Origin of the sequence: Bradyrhizobium shewense, assembly GCF_900094605.1 — a bacterium.
GTDB lineage: Bacteria > Pseudomonadota > Alphaproteobacteria > Rhizobiales > Xanthobacteraceae > Bradyrhizobium > Bradyrhizobium shewense.
This window is the reverse complement of sequence record NZ_FMAI01000001.1, coordinates 378,367-392,210: the sequence shown is the minus strand read 5'-3', so window position 1 is coordinate 392,210 and position 13,844 is coordinate 378,367. Positions and strand designations below refer to the sequence as shown.

Annotated in this window: 12 protein-coding genes; 7 read left to right on the top strand and 5 right to left on the bottom strand. The window is 65.1% G+C overall.

The window, feature by feature from the left end; all coding sequences use genetic code 11:
- Positions 1-10: 10 nt before the first annotated feature.
- The 4 genes from GA0061098_RS01685 to GA0061098_RS01670 are packed head-to-tail and all read right to left on the bottom strand — an operon-like array spanning position 11 to position 3,703.
- Positions 11-913 carry an NAD(P)-dependent oxidoreductase gene (locus tag GA0061098_RS01685; protein WP_091952720.1) on the bottom strand — a complete coding sequence of 301 codons (903 nt, stop codon included), beginning with the start codon at positions 911-913 and terminating at the stop codon, positions 11-13.
- A 21-nt stretch (positions 914-934) separates the two neighbouring features.
- A complete protein-coding gene (locus GA0061098_RS01680) occupies positions 935-2,299 on the bottom strand; it encodes an amidohydrolase family protein (RefSeq protein WP_091952718.1) in 1,365 nt (454 codons plus the stop codon).
- 4 nt (positions 2,300-2,303) lie between these two features.
- Positions 2,304-3,383: a maleylacetate reductase gene (locus GA0061098_RS01675; RefSeq protein ID WP_091952715.1), complete on the bottom strand. Its 1,080-nt coding sequence runs from the start codon at positions 3,381-3,383 to the stop codon at positions 2,304-2,306.
- Positions 3,380-3,703, bottom strand: coding sequence for a Dabb family protein (locus tag GA0061098_RS01670; RefSeq protein WP_038947956.1), 324 nt, complete (start codon positions 3,701-3,703; stop codon positions 3,380-3,382). Before GA0061098_RS01670 ends, GA0061098_RS01675 begins: the two co-directional genes overlap by 4 nt.
- Before the next feature lie 107 nt (positions 3,704-3,810).
- On the opposite strand from GA0061098_RS01670, the gene GA0061098_RS01665 reads away from it, so the two are divergent.
- The 7 genes from GA0061098_RS01665 (at position 3,811) to GA0061098_RS01635 (ending at position 12,302) form a co-directional block, all read left to right on the top strand.
- The gene (locus GA0061098_RS01665) at positions 3,811-4,734 is read left to right on the top strand and encodes a LysR family transcriptional regulator (protein WP_091952713.1); all 924 of its coding nucleotides are present in this window, start codon (positions 3,811-3,813) and stop codon (positions 4,732-4,734) included.
- Between the two features lie 13 nt (positions 4,735-4,747).
- On the top strand, positions 4,748-6,193 hold the full coding sequence (gene xylB / locus GA0061098_RS01660; RefSeq protein ID WP_091952711.1) for a xylulokinase: 1,446 nt from the start codon (positions 4,748-4,750) through the stop codon (positions 6,191-6,193).
- 130 nt (positions 6,194-6,323) lie between these two features.
- Entirely contained in the window at positions 6,324-7,847 is a 1,524-nt protein-coding gene (locus GA0061098_RS01655; RefSeq protein ID WP_091952709.1) for a sugar ABC transporter ATP-binding protein, read from the top strand.
- On the top strand, positions 7,840-8,880 hold the full coding sequence (locus GA0061098_RS01650) for an ABC transporter permease subunit (RefSeq protein ID WP_091952707.1): 1,041 nt from the start codon (positions 7,840-7,842) through the stop codon (positions 8,878-8,880). Before GA0061098_RS01655 ends, GA0061098_RS01650 begins: the two co-directional genes overlap by 8 nt.
- A 63-nt stretch (positions 8,881-8,943) precedes the next feature.
- Positions 8,944-9,891, top strand: a complete 948-nt coding sequence (locus tag GA0061098_RS01645) for an ABC transporter substrate-binding protein (RefSeq protein WP_018316013.1) — start codon at positions 8,944-8,946, stop codon at positions 9,889-9,891.
- Positions 9,892-10,066: 175 nt separating this feature from the next.
- A complete protein-coding gene (locus GA0061098_RS01640) occupies positions 10,067-10,534 on the top strand; it encodes a MarR family winged helix-turn-helix transcriptional regulator (RefSeq protein ID WP_091952705.1) in 468 nt (155 codons plus the stop codon).
- Positions 10,535-10,580: 46 nt separating this feature from the next.
- Positions 10,581-12,302 (top strand): FAD-dependent oxidoreductase, encoded by a 1,722-nt coding sequence (locus GA0061098_RS01635; protein WP_091952702.1) that lies wholly within the window; start codon positions 10,581-10,583, stop codon positions 12,300-12,302.
- Here GA0061098_RS01635 and GA0061098_RS01630 read toward each other — a convergent pair.
- Positions 12,285-13,823 (bottom strand): glucosamine inositolphosphorylceramide transferase family protein, encoded by a 1,539-nt coding sequence (locus tag GA0061098_RS01630; protein WP_091952700.1) that lies wholly within the window; start codon positions 13,821-13,823, stop codon positions 12,285-12,287. The genes GA0061098_RS01635 and GA0061098_RS01630 overlap by 18 nt on opposite strands.
- Positions 13,824-13,844: the final 21 nt, after the last annotated feature.

Sequence of the window (13,844 nt, the reverse complement as noted above, 5' to 3'; positions counted from 1 at the left end):
CTTCCGCCGATCAGAGTTTAGGCTCGCCGAGCCCGGACAGCCGTTCCAGGTGCTTGACCGTCGCGATGAAGTCGGTGTCGCCGTCGCCTTGCGCGACCAGCGAGCCGTAGGTCTCGCGGACTTGGGCCGCGAGCTGCAACGGCACGCCGACGGCATGGCCGGCACCCAGGATCAGGTCGAGATCCTTGGCCATCTGCTTGCAGGAGAAGGTCGACTCGAAATCGCGGGTTCGTAGCGGCGCGGTCTTGTATTTCACCATCGGCGAGGCAACCGCGCTGTCGTCGAGCACCTTCAAGATATCCTGCCAGGCGATGCCGCCCTTGCGCGCCAGCGCCAGGCTCTCGGCCATCATCGCGGCCGACACTGCGATCATCAGATTGACCGAGAGCTTTGCGTAGCGTGCTTCCTCGGCCGGCCCGAGATAGGTCTGCGCGCGGGTGAAGGTGGCGAACAGCGGTTTTGCATTTTCGAAGGCTTCATTCGGCCCCGAGACGAAGCAGGTCAAGGCGCCGGTATGAACGATGCTGGCATTGCCGGAGACCGGTGCGCGCAGATAGGCAATCCTGCGGGCGTGTGCCGCGGCGGCAACTTCAGTGGAAGCCTCGACACTGACAGTGCTGGTTTCGATCAAACTGGCGCCCGGCGCCATCGCGGCGATGACGCCGGTGGGGCCGAGCAGGGCGCCGCGCAACGCGACGTCGTCGGGCAGGGAGGTGACGACAGCCGCCTTGCCGCTCACGGCCTCGGCCGGCGATGCGGCAATCGCAATACCTTGCGCGCGTGCCTCGTTGATCCGTGCCGCGCTCTGGTCGAATGCGGTGACGGCAAAACCGGCCTTGGCGACGAGCGCCGACATCGGCAGACCCATCTTGCCGATCCCGATGAAAGCGATGTTTTTCGAGGTGTCTGTCATTGTTGTTGTCCGTTGGCGCCTTCAGGCGGCGCGTCCCTGTCGTTCAATGTCCTGCACCAGCCGCCGGCCGGATTGCGCCAGCAGCTCTTTCTTCGTTCCCAACCCGTCAACCAGCAACTGGCCATTTCGCTTCTTCCAGGCGCCGCCGATCATGACGGCCTCGATATTGACGAGGCTCGTCTGCATCACGACGGTGGCGACGGGATCGTGCACCGGGACAAGGTTGAGATCGGAGGCGTTGATGATGACGAGATCGGCAAGTTTCCCGGGTGTCAGCGAGCCGATCTGGTCTTCGCGACCGAGCATGCGAGCGCCTTCCGTCGTGATCCAGCGCAGCGCTTCGCGAACGGAGATCGTGGTCGTCACCGGAATGGCGCCGCTGGCCTTGCGGGACTCCGCGTTGTCGAGCGCCCGTTGCATCGAGAGCGCAACGCGCGCCGCGGAGAAGAGATCGCCGGCCAACACGGATTCCAGATCGATCCCAATGGTAGGCCGAACACCACGCTTGAGCAGCCGCCCGGTGATCGGAAAACCGTGGCCCTGGATCATCTCGTTCTCGGGCGTCACCGAGAAGGAGACGCCGAGATCGACCATTATGTCGAGGAGATTGTCGGGCAAATCGTTGCCATGGACGATGTTGATGCCGGTACCGACGAGGCCGGCCTCGATCAGCTTCTCCCAACCGCCGGGCGTCTTGGCCGGACCGCCCCCCTGATGCATCGATGCAATCAGCTTGAGCTCGCGCGCCATGCGGAAGTCGTGCATGGCGACGTCGAGGGTCGAATAATGCGGGCCGAGGATAGCAAGGCCCAGCGTGACAAGGCCGTCGTGGTCGGCGAGGGGACCCGCGAGCAGCCGCTCCACCTCGCGGCGCGGATGCGGCACTTCCGAGAAATGCGGCTCGCCGGGCTTTGGCTCCGGCTTCGGCGAGCCATGGAAGAACGCGGCGCGAATGCCGCTCTCGATCAGGCCGCGCACGGCGGCGTCGGTATGATCAGGCGTCGGATTGTTGTGGCACCAGTCGACCAGCGTGGTGGTGCCGCAATTGATCTGGTTCAGCGCGCCGACGAGGGTTGCGATATGGATGTCCTCGGGCCGGAACACGGTCGCAAGGCCCGCATGCATGCGGCGGAAATATTCCAGCAGCGTCCAGTTCGCGGCATAGCCGCGCAGGCCCGTCTGCCAGGTGTGCATATGCGCGTTGATCAGGCCGGGGATGACGATGCGCCCATTGCCGTCGACAATCTCTGTGTCGGCCGCGACATCGATCGATGGTCGCACCTCGACGATCCGGTTGCCCTCGACCAGCACGTCGCCGGTGCCGAGGTCGCCGATTGCGTCATCCATGCTGATGACGGTCGCGGATCTGATCAGCGTGCGCCGCATGGTCTCACGCCGCCGTTTTGACAGCGGTGGGCGGCTCGCCGGCCCAGGCGCGCGCGATCAGGTCGCGGATGGCGCCGCGCTCGAGCGGGCGCGGATTCCAGTAGGCGTTGGTGACGGCAAGATCAGCCGCCTTGTCGATGCCGCTCTCGGGCATGCCGATATCGCGCAGCGCTGTCTTCGCACCCAGCCGCTTCGCAAGTTCGAAAAGTCCCTGCGATGCATCGGTAGCGCCAATTGCGCGCGAGATGCGTATCATGGCGTCGGGCACCGCCGGCGCGTTGTAGGCGAGCGCATGCGGCAGCACGATGGTGTGGGTCTCGGCATGCGGCAGATCGAACGTGCCGCCGAGCGTGTGGCAGAGCTTGTGATGCAGCGCCATGCCGACGGTGCCCAGGCAAACACCGCACAGCCAAGCGCCGTAAAGCGCTTCGGTGCGAGCTTCGCGGTCATCGCTTTTGGCGGCGATGGCGGGCAGGGCGCGCGCCAGTGCGCGGATGCCTTCTTCCGCCATCAGCGAGGTCACGGGATTGGCATCACGCGCATAGAGGGCCTCGACGGCATGGGCGATCGCGTTGATGCCCGATGTCGCGGCGAGACCCGCCGGCAGCGTCAAAGTGAGATCGACATCGTAGATCACGGTCTCCGGCAGGATAGCCGCATCGCGCACGGTGGTCTTCAGGCCGTTCTCGGTCTGGCCGACGATCGGCGTCATCTCCGAGCCGGCATAGGTGGTGGGAATGCAGAGCTGGTTGATCCCGGTGCGCAAGGCGAGCGCCTTGCCAAGGCCCGTGGTCGAGCCGCCGCCGAGCGAGACGACACAGTCGGCCTCGCACGCCTTCATCGCCGCGAGGGCACGCTCCGTGACGTCGACCGGCGTGTGCATGGTGGCGCCGGGAAAGATGCCGGCATAGAGCGGGCCGAGCGCGGAACCGAGGCTCTTGCCTTGCGCCTCCTGCTGCGGTGTCGTCAGGACCATCGCGCGCTTACCGCCGAGCCGCTCGACCTCGGCCTTGGCGGAGCCAAGCGTTCCGCTGCCGAAGACGACGCGGCAGGGCAGGTTTTCAAAGGTGAACGAACCGATCATGCGCCGGTCTCTTTGATGGGATAATCGACCTGGAAGCGCCCGATCCGCAAGTCGCCAAGCGCCTCGCGGACCCGCAGATGTTCCGGGTGGTTGGCATAGGCCGAAAGCGCGGCCTGGTCGGTGAATTCGGAGAACAGCACCACGTCGCAGGCGTAGTCGACCGCGCTGACGTCCATGCCGACCTCGATATGGGTGAGGCCGTCGATCCGGCCCTTGAGGCCTTCGAACAAGGTCTTGACCTTGACCCGGGCGGCGGAGCGCTCCTCGGGGCTTTCCCCGCGCAACCGCCACATCACGATGTGCCTGATCGGGCCCGACATTTCCTGATTTCCTCGCCTGCGATTATGCCTTGTTGAAGCTATTTTGCCTTGCAGAAAACGGAAATAAAGGACAAAATTTGTAAGTCTCTTTTCCTCTTTTAGCAAAAATGGACCGGCTGCTCCAACTCGAAGTCTTCTCCAAAACCGCCGAGCTCGGCAGCCTGTCCAAGGCCGCCGAAATCCTGCGGATGTCGAACGCGGCCGCCAGCCGCCACCTCAGCGCGCTGGAGGAACGGCTCGCAGTCCGGCTGATCGAACGCAACACGCGTCGGCTATGGCTGACGGAGGCCGGGCAGGAGCTCCTGCAGCGCTGCAGCACATTGTTGAACGAGCTGGCCGAAGCCGAGGATGCCGTTTCCGACCGCGCGCTGTCGCCGAAGGGCATGCTGCGCGTGACGAGTTCGCTGTCCTTTGCGATGATCTATCTCGCGCCGATGCTACCCGCCTTCCGCGCGCTCTATCCTGATCTCAGCGTGCAGATCATCAGCGCAAATCGCTATCTGGACTTCATCGAGGCTGGCATCGACGTGGCGATCCGCACGCGCGAGCACGAGCCGGACTCCAACATCATCGTCCGCCGTATCGGCCAGATGCACCGCGTGCTCGCGGCGGCGCCGTCATATCTGGAGAAGCACGGCCGGCCGGAGCACCCTGCCGATCTCGCCCGCCACAACATGCTGATCTACAATCTCGCCAACGATCCCTATTCGCTGCGGCTCAGCCAGGGCAGCACGACGCAGACGGTGCGGATCGCGCCGACGCTCGACAGCAATGACGGCCAGATCATCTGCGGTGCGGCACGCGCGGGGCTCGGCATCCTGATCCAGCCGCTTTACATCGTGCAGAGCGATATCGCGGCCGGCCGGCTGGTGCCTGTCCTGATGGGCTGGGAGTTGCCGCTGCTCACCATGAACATCGCCTATCAAAACCGCGTCCGGCTGCCCGCCAAGATCAGGGTGTTTTCCGACTTCCTGGTCAGCCATATCCGCGAGCATTCCGAGCCGGGGATCTGGATCGACGCGGCGAAGTGAGCGGAAGGCAGTCATGTATCTCGGCATTGATCTCGGTACCTCCGCAGTCAAGACCATCCTCGTTGACGGCGCCCAGCGCGTGATTGCAAGCGAGAGCCGGCCGCTGACGATCACCTCGCCGCAATCAGGTTATTCCGAGCAGGACCCCACGCAATGGATCGAGGCGACCTTCGCCACGCTCGATGCCCTGAAGGCGTCGCATGGAAACGAGCTGGCCGCGGTCAAGGGCATTGGACTATCCGGCCAGATGCATGGCGCCTCGTTGCTCGATGCGAGCTTGAGGCCGCTGCGGCCCTGCATCCTCTGGAACGACGGACGCGCCGCCGCCGAGTGTCGCATTCTGGAGCAACGCTGGCCCGCCTTGCGTGCGGTGACGGGCAACAAGGCGATGGCTGGATTCACCGCGCCGAAACTGCTCTGGGTTGCGACGCACGAACCTGAGATTTTTGCAGCGACGAGACTCGTTCTGCTGCCGAAGGCCTATCTGCGCCTGGTGTTATCAGGCGAAGCCATCGAGGACGCCTCGGATGCGTCGGGATCCCTGTGGCTCGACGTCGCGCGCCGGGACTGGTCGGACGAGGCCTTGGCCGCGACCGGCCTGTCGCGCGATCACATGCCGCGCCTGGTCGAGGGATGCGCGCCTGCAACAACATTGCGCAGCGACCTCGCGCAGCGCTGGGGCATGGTGAGGCAGCCGGTGATCGCGGGCGGCGCTGGCGACAATCCGGCGGGCGCCGTCGGCATCGGTGCGATCCAGCCGGGAACCGCGTTCGTATCTTTGGGAACCTCGGGTGCCCTGCTGGCGCCGACCAGTACAATCGCCGCCAATCCGGACCGGGCGGTGCATACGTTCTGCCACGCCATTCCCGGCATGTGGATTCAGGCCGGCGCGATCCTCTCGGCTGCCTCCTGCCTCGCGTGGGCCGCGCGCCTGTTCGGGGTCACCGAGGCCGAGTTGCTGGCGCCGCTTGGATCGCATCCACAGGCGCCGTCGCCGGTGAGCTTCCTGCCTTATCTCGCGGGCGAGCGGACGCCGCACGACGATCCCGTCGTGCGCGGCATGCTCGATGGTTTGAGCCATGGCACCGATCGCGCGGCGATCGTGCAGGCGGTGCTCGAGGGCGTTGCCTTTGCACTGGCCGATTGCCGCGACGCGCTCGCCGATGCTGGCATTGTGATTACGGAAGCCGATGTTATTGGCGGTGGTTCACGGTCCGGCTTCTGGCTCGCGGTGCTGGCGAACGTGCTGAATGTTCCGATCCACCGCATCGCCGGAGGTGAGACCGGCGCAGCGTTCGGTGCGGGGAGATTGGGGCGACTTGCTGTCACCGGTGAGGCGATCGCCACCGTGTGCACGCGACCGCAGCGCATCGAGACGTTCGAACCTGACACCGGGCTGACTGATGCTTATGCCGAACGGCTTCCCGCGTGGCGCGAACTGTATCGGCCCCGCCACTAGCATCGCCTCGATGCTACATTCCCGTCTGTTCGGTATTGCCCTGTGCCGCTGCCTTTTGTTTAATGCGCAAGCCGCGCTGACAGAATGATTGAGACGCGGGTGGGAAACGCATTGTGCGCCGGGAGGCACGATGAACGATCCGATCCTTGAGATGCGTGGGGTCTCGAAATCCTTCTTCGGCATCAAGGCGCTGCGTGCCGTCGATCTCACAGTCTATGCCGGCGAAATTCATGCCCTGATGGGTGAGAACGGCGCCGGCAAGTCGACGCTGATGAAGATCCTGTCCGGCGCCTACAGACCAGATCCCGGCGGCGAGATCCGCATCGAAGGACATCCGGTACGGATCGAAGGCCCGCTCGGCGGCCGCGCGGCGGGCATCTCCATCATCTATCAGGAGCTGTCGCTCGCACCCAATCTCAGCGTTGCCGAGAATATCTATCTGGGACGCGAGATATCGCGGACTGGATTGCTGGCGCGCGGTGCCATGCGCGAGGCCGTCGGTCCCATCCTGAAACGGCTCGGCGCGGACTTCCTGCCGTCGACACTGGTGACGCATCTGTCCATGGGACAACGGCAGCTGGTCGAGATCGCACGTGCGCTGCACGCGAGATCGAAGATCCTGATCATGGACGAGCCGACCACGGCGCTGTCGGCCGGCGAGAGCGCACGACTGTTCGCGCTGATCCGCCAGCTTCGCGCCGAGGGCCTCGCCATCATCTACATCTCGCATCGCATGGACGAGGTCTACGCGCTCGGCGACCGCGTCACCGTGCTGCGCGACGGCCGGCTGGTCGGCTCGCTCGACAAGGCCGAGATCCGTGCAGACACCATCGTGCGGCTGATGGTCGGGCGCGACGTCTCATCGTTCTACAAGAAGGACCATGATCCGGAGGCAGGACGCGGCCATCCCGTGCTCGCCGCGATCGACATGGCTGATGGATTTCGCGTGAAGGGCTGCTCGATCACCGTGCACGCTGGCGAGGTGGTGGGTCTCGCCGGCCTGATCGGCGCCGGCCGCACCGAGCTTGCGCATCTCATCATCGGCGCGTTGCCAAAAACCTCCGGCCGGCTCGAGCTGGAGGGGCGCCCGGTCGAGATCCGCACGCCGGGTGAGGCGCTCGAGGCCGGCATCGCCTATCTGACCGAAGACCGCAAGGCGCTCGGCCTGTTTCTGGACATGTCATGTCTGGACAACATCAACCTCGCGGTGCTTGGCCGCGATGCGAAGCTCGGCTGGTTCCTGGATCGCGACAAGGCACGCGAGCGCGCCGATCGGGCTTTCGCAGGGCTCAGCATTCGCGCCGCCAATGTCGGCGCTCCCGCCGGTGGCCTGTCCGGCGGCAACCAGCAGAAGCTGCTGCTGTCGCGGCTACTTGCCATTGCGCCAAAGGTGCTGATCCTCGATGAGCCGACGCGCGGCGTCGATGTCGGCGCCAAGTCCGAGATCTATTCGATCATCGACAATCTCGCCAAGGCCGGCACCGCCATCCTCGTCATCTCGTCCGATCTGCCGGAGATCATCGGCATCTGTGACCGTGTCGTCGTGATGCGAGCCGGGCACATCGCCGGTGAGGTCAGGCGTGAAGCTGCGGTCGCACTGAACCAGGAAGACATCATGGCGCTTGCCACGGGGATGGAGCATCTCGATGCCTGACAATGGTGCTTCGCAGGCCAAGGCGGCATCGACGGCGACCAACGGTGCTGCCGCAGAATCAAAGCGCCAGCGGGTGAGGGTGCTGATCAGCGCGCTCGGTATGTTGCCGGTGCTGCTGATCCTCTGCGGCGGCTTCCATTTCCTGTCCGAGGGCCGCTTCTTCACCGGACAAAATCTAGGCATCGTGCTGCAGCAGGCCGCGGTGAACACCGTGCTCGCCGCGGGCATGACCTTCGTCATCCTCACCGGCGGCATCGACCTTTCGGTCGGCTCGATCCTGGCGGCTTCCGCGATGGCCGGGTTGACGCTCTCCAAGATGCCGGAGCTCGGAATGCTGTGGCTGCCGGCCGCGCTGCTGACCGGCCTTGGCTTCGGTGTCGTCAACGGCGCGCTGATCGCGCTGCTCCGATTGCCGCCCTTCATCGTCACGCTCGGCTCTCTCACCGCGGTACGCGGCCTGGCGCGACTGCTCGGCGCCGACACCACGGTGTTCAATCCCTCGATTCCCTACGCCTTCATCGGCAACGGCTCGCTGACACTCATCCCCGGCGTCGCGTCGATCCCGTGGCTCTCGGTGATCGCCTTGCTCGTCATCCTCGTCTCGTGGCTGGTGTTGCGCCGGACCGTGCTCGGCGTGCACATCTATGCGGTGGGCGGCAATGAAAGTGCGGCGCGGTTAGCCGGCATCAAGGTCTGGGCCGTGCTGATCTTCGTCTACGGCGTCTCCGGGCTTTTCGCCGGGCTCGGCGGCGCCATGCAGGCGGCGCGGCTCTATGCAGCCAACGGCTTGCAACTCGGACAATCCTACGAGCTCGACGCCATCACCGCCGTGATCCTCGGCGGCACCTCATTCGTCGGCGGCATCGGCTCGATCTGGGGCACGCTGGTCGGCGCGTTGATCATCGCCGTGCTGTCGAATGGCCTGATCCTCGTCGGCGTCTCCGACATCTGGCAATATGTGATCAAGGGTTTGGTGATCATCGGTGCCGTCGCGCTCGACCGCTATCGGCTGCAAGGTTCGGCCAGGACGTGAAAGGTTCCGGTGCGGCTACTGGTCTGCCGTGCCTGACATGAAGACAGACCAGGGAGGAAGCCAATGTTGAAGACGATCACGCTCGCCGGCGCCGCGACGGCGCTTGCCCTAAGCGCCGCGCCATCCTTCGCCAAGGAGCTCAAGTCGATCGGCGTCTCGCTGGGGTCGATGGGCAATCCGTTCTTCGTCGCGCTGTCGAAGGGCGCCGAGTTCGAGGCGAAGAAGACCAATCCCAATGTGAAGATCACGACGGTCGGCTTCGAATACGACCTCGGCAAGCAGGTCACCCAGATCGACAATTTCATTGCCGCCGGCGTCGACCTGATCCTGCTCAACCCCGGCGATCCCAAGGCGATCGGGCCGGCGATCAAAAAGGCGCAGGCGGCAGGCATCGTCGTCGTCGCGGTCGACACCGCGGCCGAAGGCGCCGACGCCACCGTGACCACGAACAACGTGCAGGCCGGTGAGATCTCCTGCCAGTACATCGTCGACAAGCTGGGCGGCAAGGGCGACGTCATCATCGAGAACGGGCCGCAGGTCTCGGCGGTGATCGACCGCGTCGTCGGCTGCAAGAACGTCTTCTCGAAGAACGCCGGCATCAAGGTGTTGTCCAACGACCAGGACGGCAAAGGCTCGCGCGAAGGCGGCCTCACCGTCGCGCAGGGTTATCTGACCCGCTTCCCCAAGATCGACGCCATCTTCGCCATCAACGATCCGCAGGCGATCGGCACCGACCTTGCGGCGCGCCAGCAGAACCGCAGCGGTATCGTCATCACCGCGGTCGACGGCGCGCCCGATATCGAGGCCGCGCTGAAGGATCCGCAGTCGCCGCAGATCCAGGCCTCGGCTTCGCAGGACCCGTTCTTCATGGCGCGGCGGGCCGTGCAGGTGGGCGTCGGCATTCTCAATGGCCAGAAGCCAGCCTCGACCGTCGAGCTGCTGCCGTCCAAGCTGGTGACCAGGGACAACGTCGCCGAGTACAAGGGCTGGACCTCGGATCGTTCCCAGTAAAGCGCGCTTCCTTACCGGCAGCGCTCCAAGCACGACATGGCGGGCGGCGTTTTGATCCACGCCGCCCGCCGTGCCGGAGCCGCCATCACATGCGCTGACCGGCCGTACGAGCGCGCAGGCTGCCTCTTGTGTTAGCTTCGCACAACCTCGGTCGGTCGATTCGGAAGCAGATCTCGTGAAATCCAGGACATCCGGGACCGCGTGGCGGCATGCCAACATCGGTCGCCTGCTCAACAACGCGGTGCGGCGCTTCGAAGGCCGCGTGCTCGAATTGATGAGCGAGCGGGGACATGACGAAACCCGCATTGCCCATGTCAGCCTCACCCGCAATCTCGACGTGGAGGGCACACGGCTCACCGAGCTCGCCCGCCGGGCGTCCATTAGCAAGCAGGCGATGGGGGAGCTGGTCGATCAATGCGCAGAGCTCGGCCTCGTCGATCGCATCGCCGATCCGACCGACCGGCGCGCGCGCATCGTCATGTTCACGCCGGCCGGGCGCAAATGGCTCGATGCGTTCCGCGACGCCGTCGACATTGCCGAACGGGAGATGCGTACCGAGCTTGGCAAGCCCGCCATGGACGCGATCCTGAAAGGGCTGGCGGTTTATGGCGAGCGGTTCGACACGCTTGAGGATGCCGATTAGTCAGGTCACTTGACGATATCGTCAGGCAACCTTACCATGCAAAATCGTGCTGGTAGGGAGAAGCGTCTTGGAAACAGGTCTGACGGCCTCGGTGCTCATCGTGGGCGGGGGGCCATGCGGGCTGATGCTGGCCAACGAGCTCGGCCGGCGCGACGTGTCCGCGATCCTGATCGACGAGAAGCCGGGTACCGCGTTCAATCCGCAAGCCAACGCGACGCAGGCGCGCTCGATGGAGCACTATCGGCGGCTGGGGTTTGCCGACGAGATCAGGCGCGAAGGTCTGCCCGCCGATTATCCGACCGATGTTGCGTATTTCACCCGCTACGCCGGTTACGAGCTGGCGCGGTTTCAACTGCCGTCGTCGTCGCGCGCAGGTGAGCTGATCAAGGGCCTGTCGGGCTCCTGGAGCGCGGCCGAGCTCCCGCATCGCGTCTCGCAGAAATATGTCGAGGCGGTGCTGCGTCGCCATGCCGAACGGCTTCCAGGCATCACGCTGAACTATGGCCACCGGCTGGTCAGCTACGTCGAAAGCGACGACGGCATCGTCGGCGAGATCGAATGTCTCGACAACGGCAGCCGCTTTCAGGTCCGGGCCGACTTCCTCGTCGGGGCCGACGGGCCGCGCTCCCACGTCCGCCAGTCGCTCGGCATCGTCTATGGCGGCGAGACCGGGACGCAGCGCGACTTCATGGGCGGCCGCATGCTGGCTGTGTATCTCCGCTCGCCGGAGTTCTATGCGAGCATCCCGCACGCCAAGGCGTGGATGTACAATTGCTTCAATGGTGACCGCCGGGCCTTCATGGCCTCGGTGAACGGACGCGACGAATTCGCGTTTCACACCCAGCTGCGGCCGGGTGAAGACGAGAGTGCGATCACGGTCGACGAGGCCAGGGCCGCGTTCCAGCGCGCCTGCGGCGCTCCGATCGAATGCGAGGTGCTGTCCTTCCTGACCTGGACCGCAGGTCACGCGCTGGTCGCGAACGGCATGCAGCGGGGCAGGGTGTTCCTCGGCGGCGACGCGGCGCATCTGTTCACGCCGACCGGCGGGCTCGGCTACAACACTGCGATCGAGGACGCGGTCAATCTCGGCTGGAAGCTTGCAAGCGTCGTCAAGGGCGTAAGCCCGGTATCGATGCTCGACAGCTACGAGGTCGAGCGGCGTCCGGTGGCGCTCCGCAACACCGACTATGCCCGGCGCTTCGCGGACTCCCTTGGTCTCTTCGCGCCCGCGCCAGACATCGAGGACGCCACGGACGAAGGCAACGAAGCGCGGCGGACGGCAGGCATCTATCTCGAACAGCACGCCCGTGCCGAATTCAACATTCCCGGCGTCACCTTTGGCGGGCGTTACGACGGCTCTCCGATTATCGTCTCCGACGGCAGCCAGCCGCCGCCTGATGCTGCGAACGTCTACATTCCCAGCGCCTGTCCCGGTGGCCGCGCACCGCATGCGTGGCTGGAGAGCGGCGTGTCCCTGTATGATTTGCTCGGATTCGAGTGGACGTTGCTCCAGTTCGGCGAGGTTGCGCCGGCGCCGGCTGCGGTCGCCGACACCGTCCGCGTGCTCGGGGCGGATGTGAAGCTCGTCACGCTGCCGGGATCCTTGCGCGAGCTCTATGATGCCGACCTTGCTTTGATACGTCCCGACCAGATCGTGGCGTGGCGTGGCAGCGCGTCACAGGCCGGAACGATCGGGCGTGTCCTCGCCCGCGCGCTTGGGCACAGCGCAAGCGAGGGCGCGCCAGCGGCTTCAGCCGGCGGTGTATGAACTGGTGCGCGGAGACTGAACGGCGGACGGAAGCTTGCTCGCGAAGGCGCGGGTCTTGGGCTGGACACGCGATCCGTCGATCACCTCAAGCCGGCCGCAGCGGTTCAGCGTGTGCAGCTTTCTGCCGGGCCACACCGGTCCGGGCTTCAAGGAATGGCGAACGATCTGCTTGAAGGCCGTCGGCGACAGCTCGATCACTTCCGCCAGCGCGAGCGCCGCACCGTATCCGTCGGCACAGTTCTGGACCGGGCGCCACAATTGGTCATTGATGGTCACGAAATTCCCCGCCGGCCGCGTGCTTGCCCGGTCGATCAGGACCGGATTGCTGGCATGGGGCAACCAGGGTCCCAGGAGGTGCTCGGCGTAATAGATCGCCAGCGAGTCCGAATAGCCGCCGGTTCCGTCGCGCCAGGCGCCGAACAGATAATGCAGGCCCTTGTGCCGCGTGATCGTGACGTCGGCGAGCTCAAGGCCTGAAAGGAGCGTCGCGTGTCGTTCCCATTTGTCCGGGAAGCGAACGCATTTGTAGAGGGCGACGTCCCCGTGGATCGAGCTCTCCGGGATCATCCACAAATCATCGCCGCCGTCTTCGATCAGGAAGGGATAGGAGAGGTGCCAGGGCTCCTCCAGCACGGGCACGACCTCGCCGGTCGGCCCATAGTCGCCGAACTCGATCGCCGAAATGATGCCTTTTCCGACCCGGTGATCGAGGTCTTCGAAGAAGACGAACGTTCGGCCCTGCCACGTGACGGGAAAGGGATCGGCGTAGAAGTGATTGCCGGGATCGGGAAGAATGTTCCAGCCTGGTCCAGACAGGTCGCCCGTCTGCCAGACGCCTGCGCCGTCGTTGAAACGCCATCCGACATGCCAATGCGGGGCGTAACAGCAGAGGCGATAAATCTCCTTGGCGATCGAGACGGCAAGGCCGCGCGCGACATAGCCTGCGGGACCCCGGCGCGGGCTATCTTCGGCGGGACGCGCCAGTTGCGGCACAATCCGCGGCCGTCCCGACAGGATGGCCGACACCATGGTCAGCGTTCGCGCCATGACGGTTTCGAGTGCGCCGCTCAAGCCGGCGGCAATTTCTCCGGATGGATGGCCGCTATCGACGAGCGAGCCGTCGACTTCGTTGACGATGTCGATCACCGGCAGGTCGCCGGCCAGAATGGCGGCGAGCGCGGCGTTTTCGCCTGCAACCCCATTGAACAGCGGACGAAGATACAGCCGGGCGGAGTTGTTCGGATCGCGCGCGGCGCCGGTGAAGTCGACGACCACGTCGGCTGTCCCGGTGCGAACCTGCGTCTGTTCCGGAGCGATGTTCAGCCTGTTGGCGCCGCTGTGTTTGCCCTTGTGCAACACCAGGCGTTCGAGCTCGAACAGGGCGTCGAGGCCTGTGGGGCGCGGCTCTGCAGTCGCCGTCCACGCGATTTGAACCGGAACCTCCCGGCCGTCGATCAACAGCGTCTCGCGGCCCATCCACCGCCGCGCATGCTCACGTTCACAGCGAAACTCGATGATCATGTCGAGCCAATCTATTCCAAC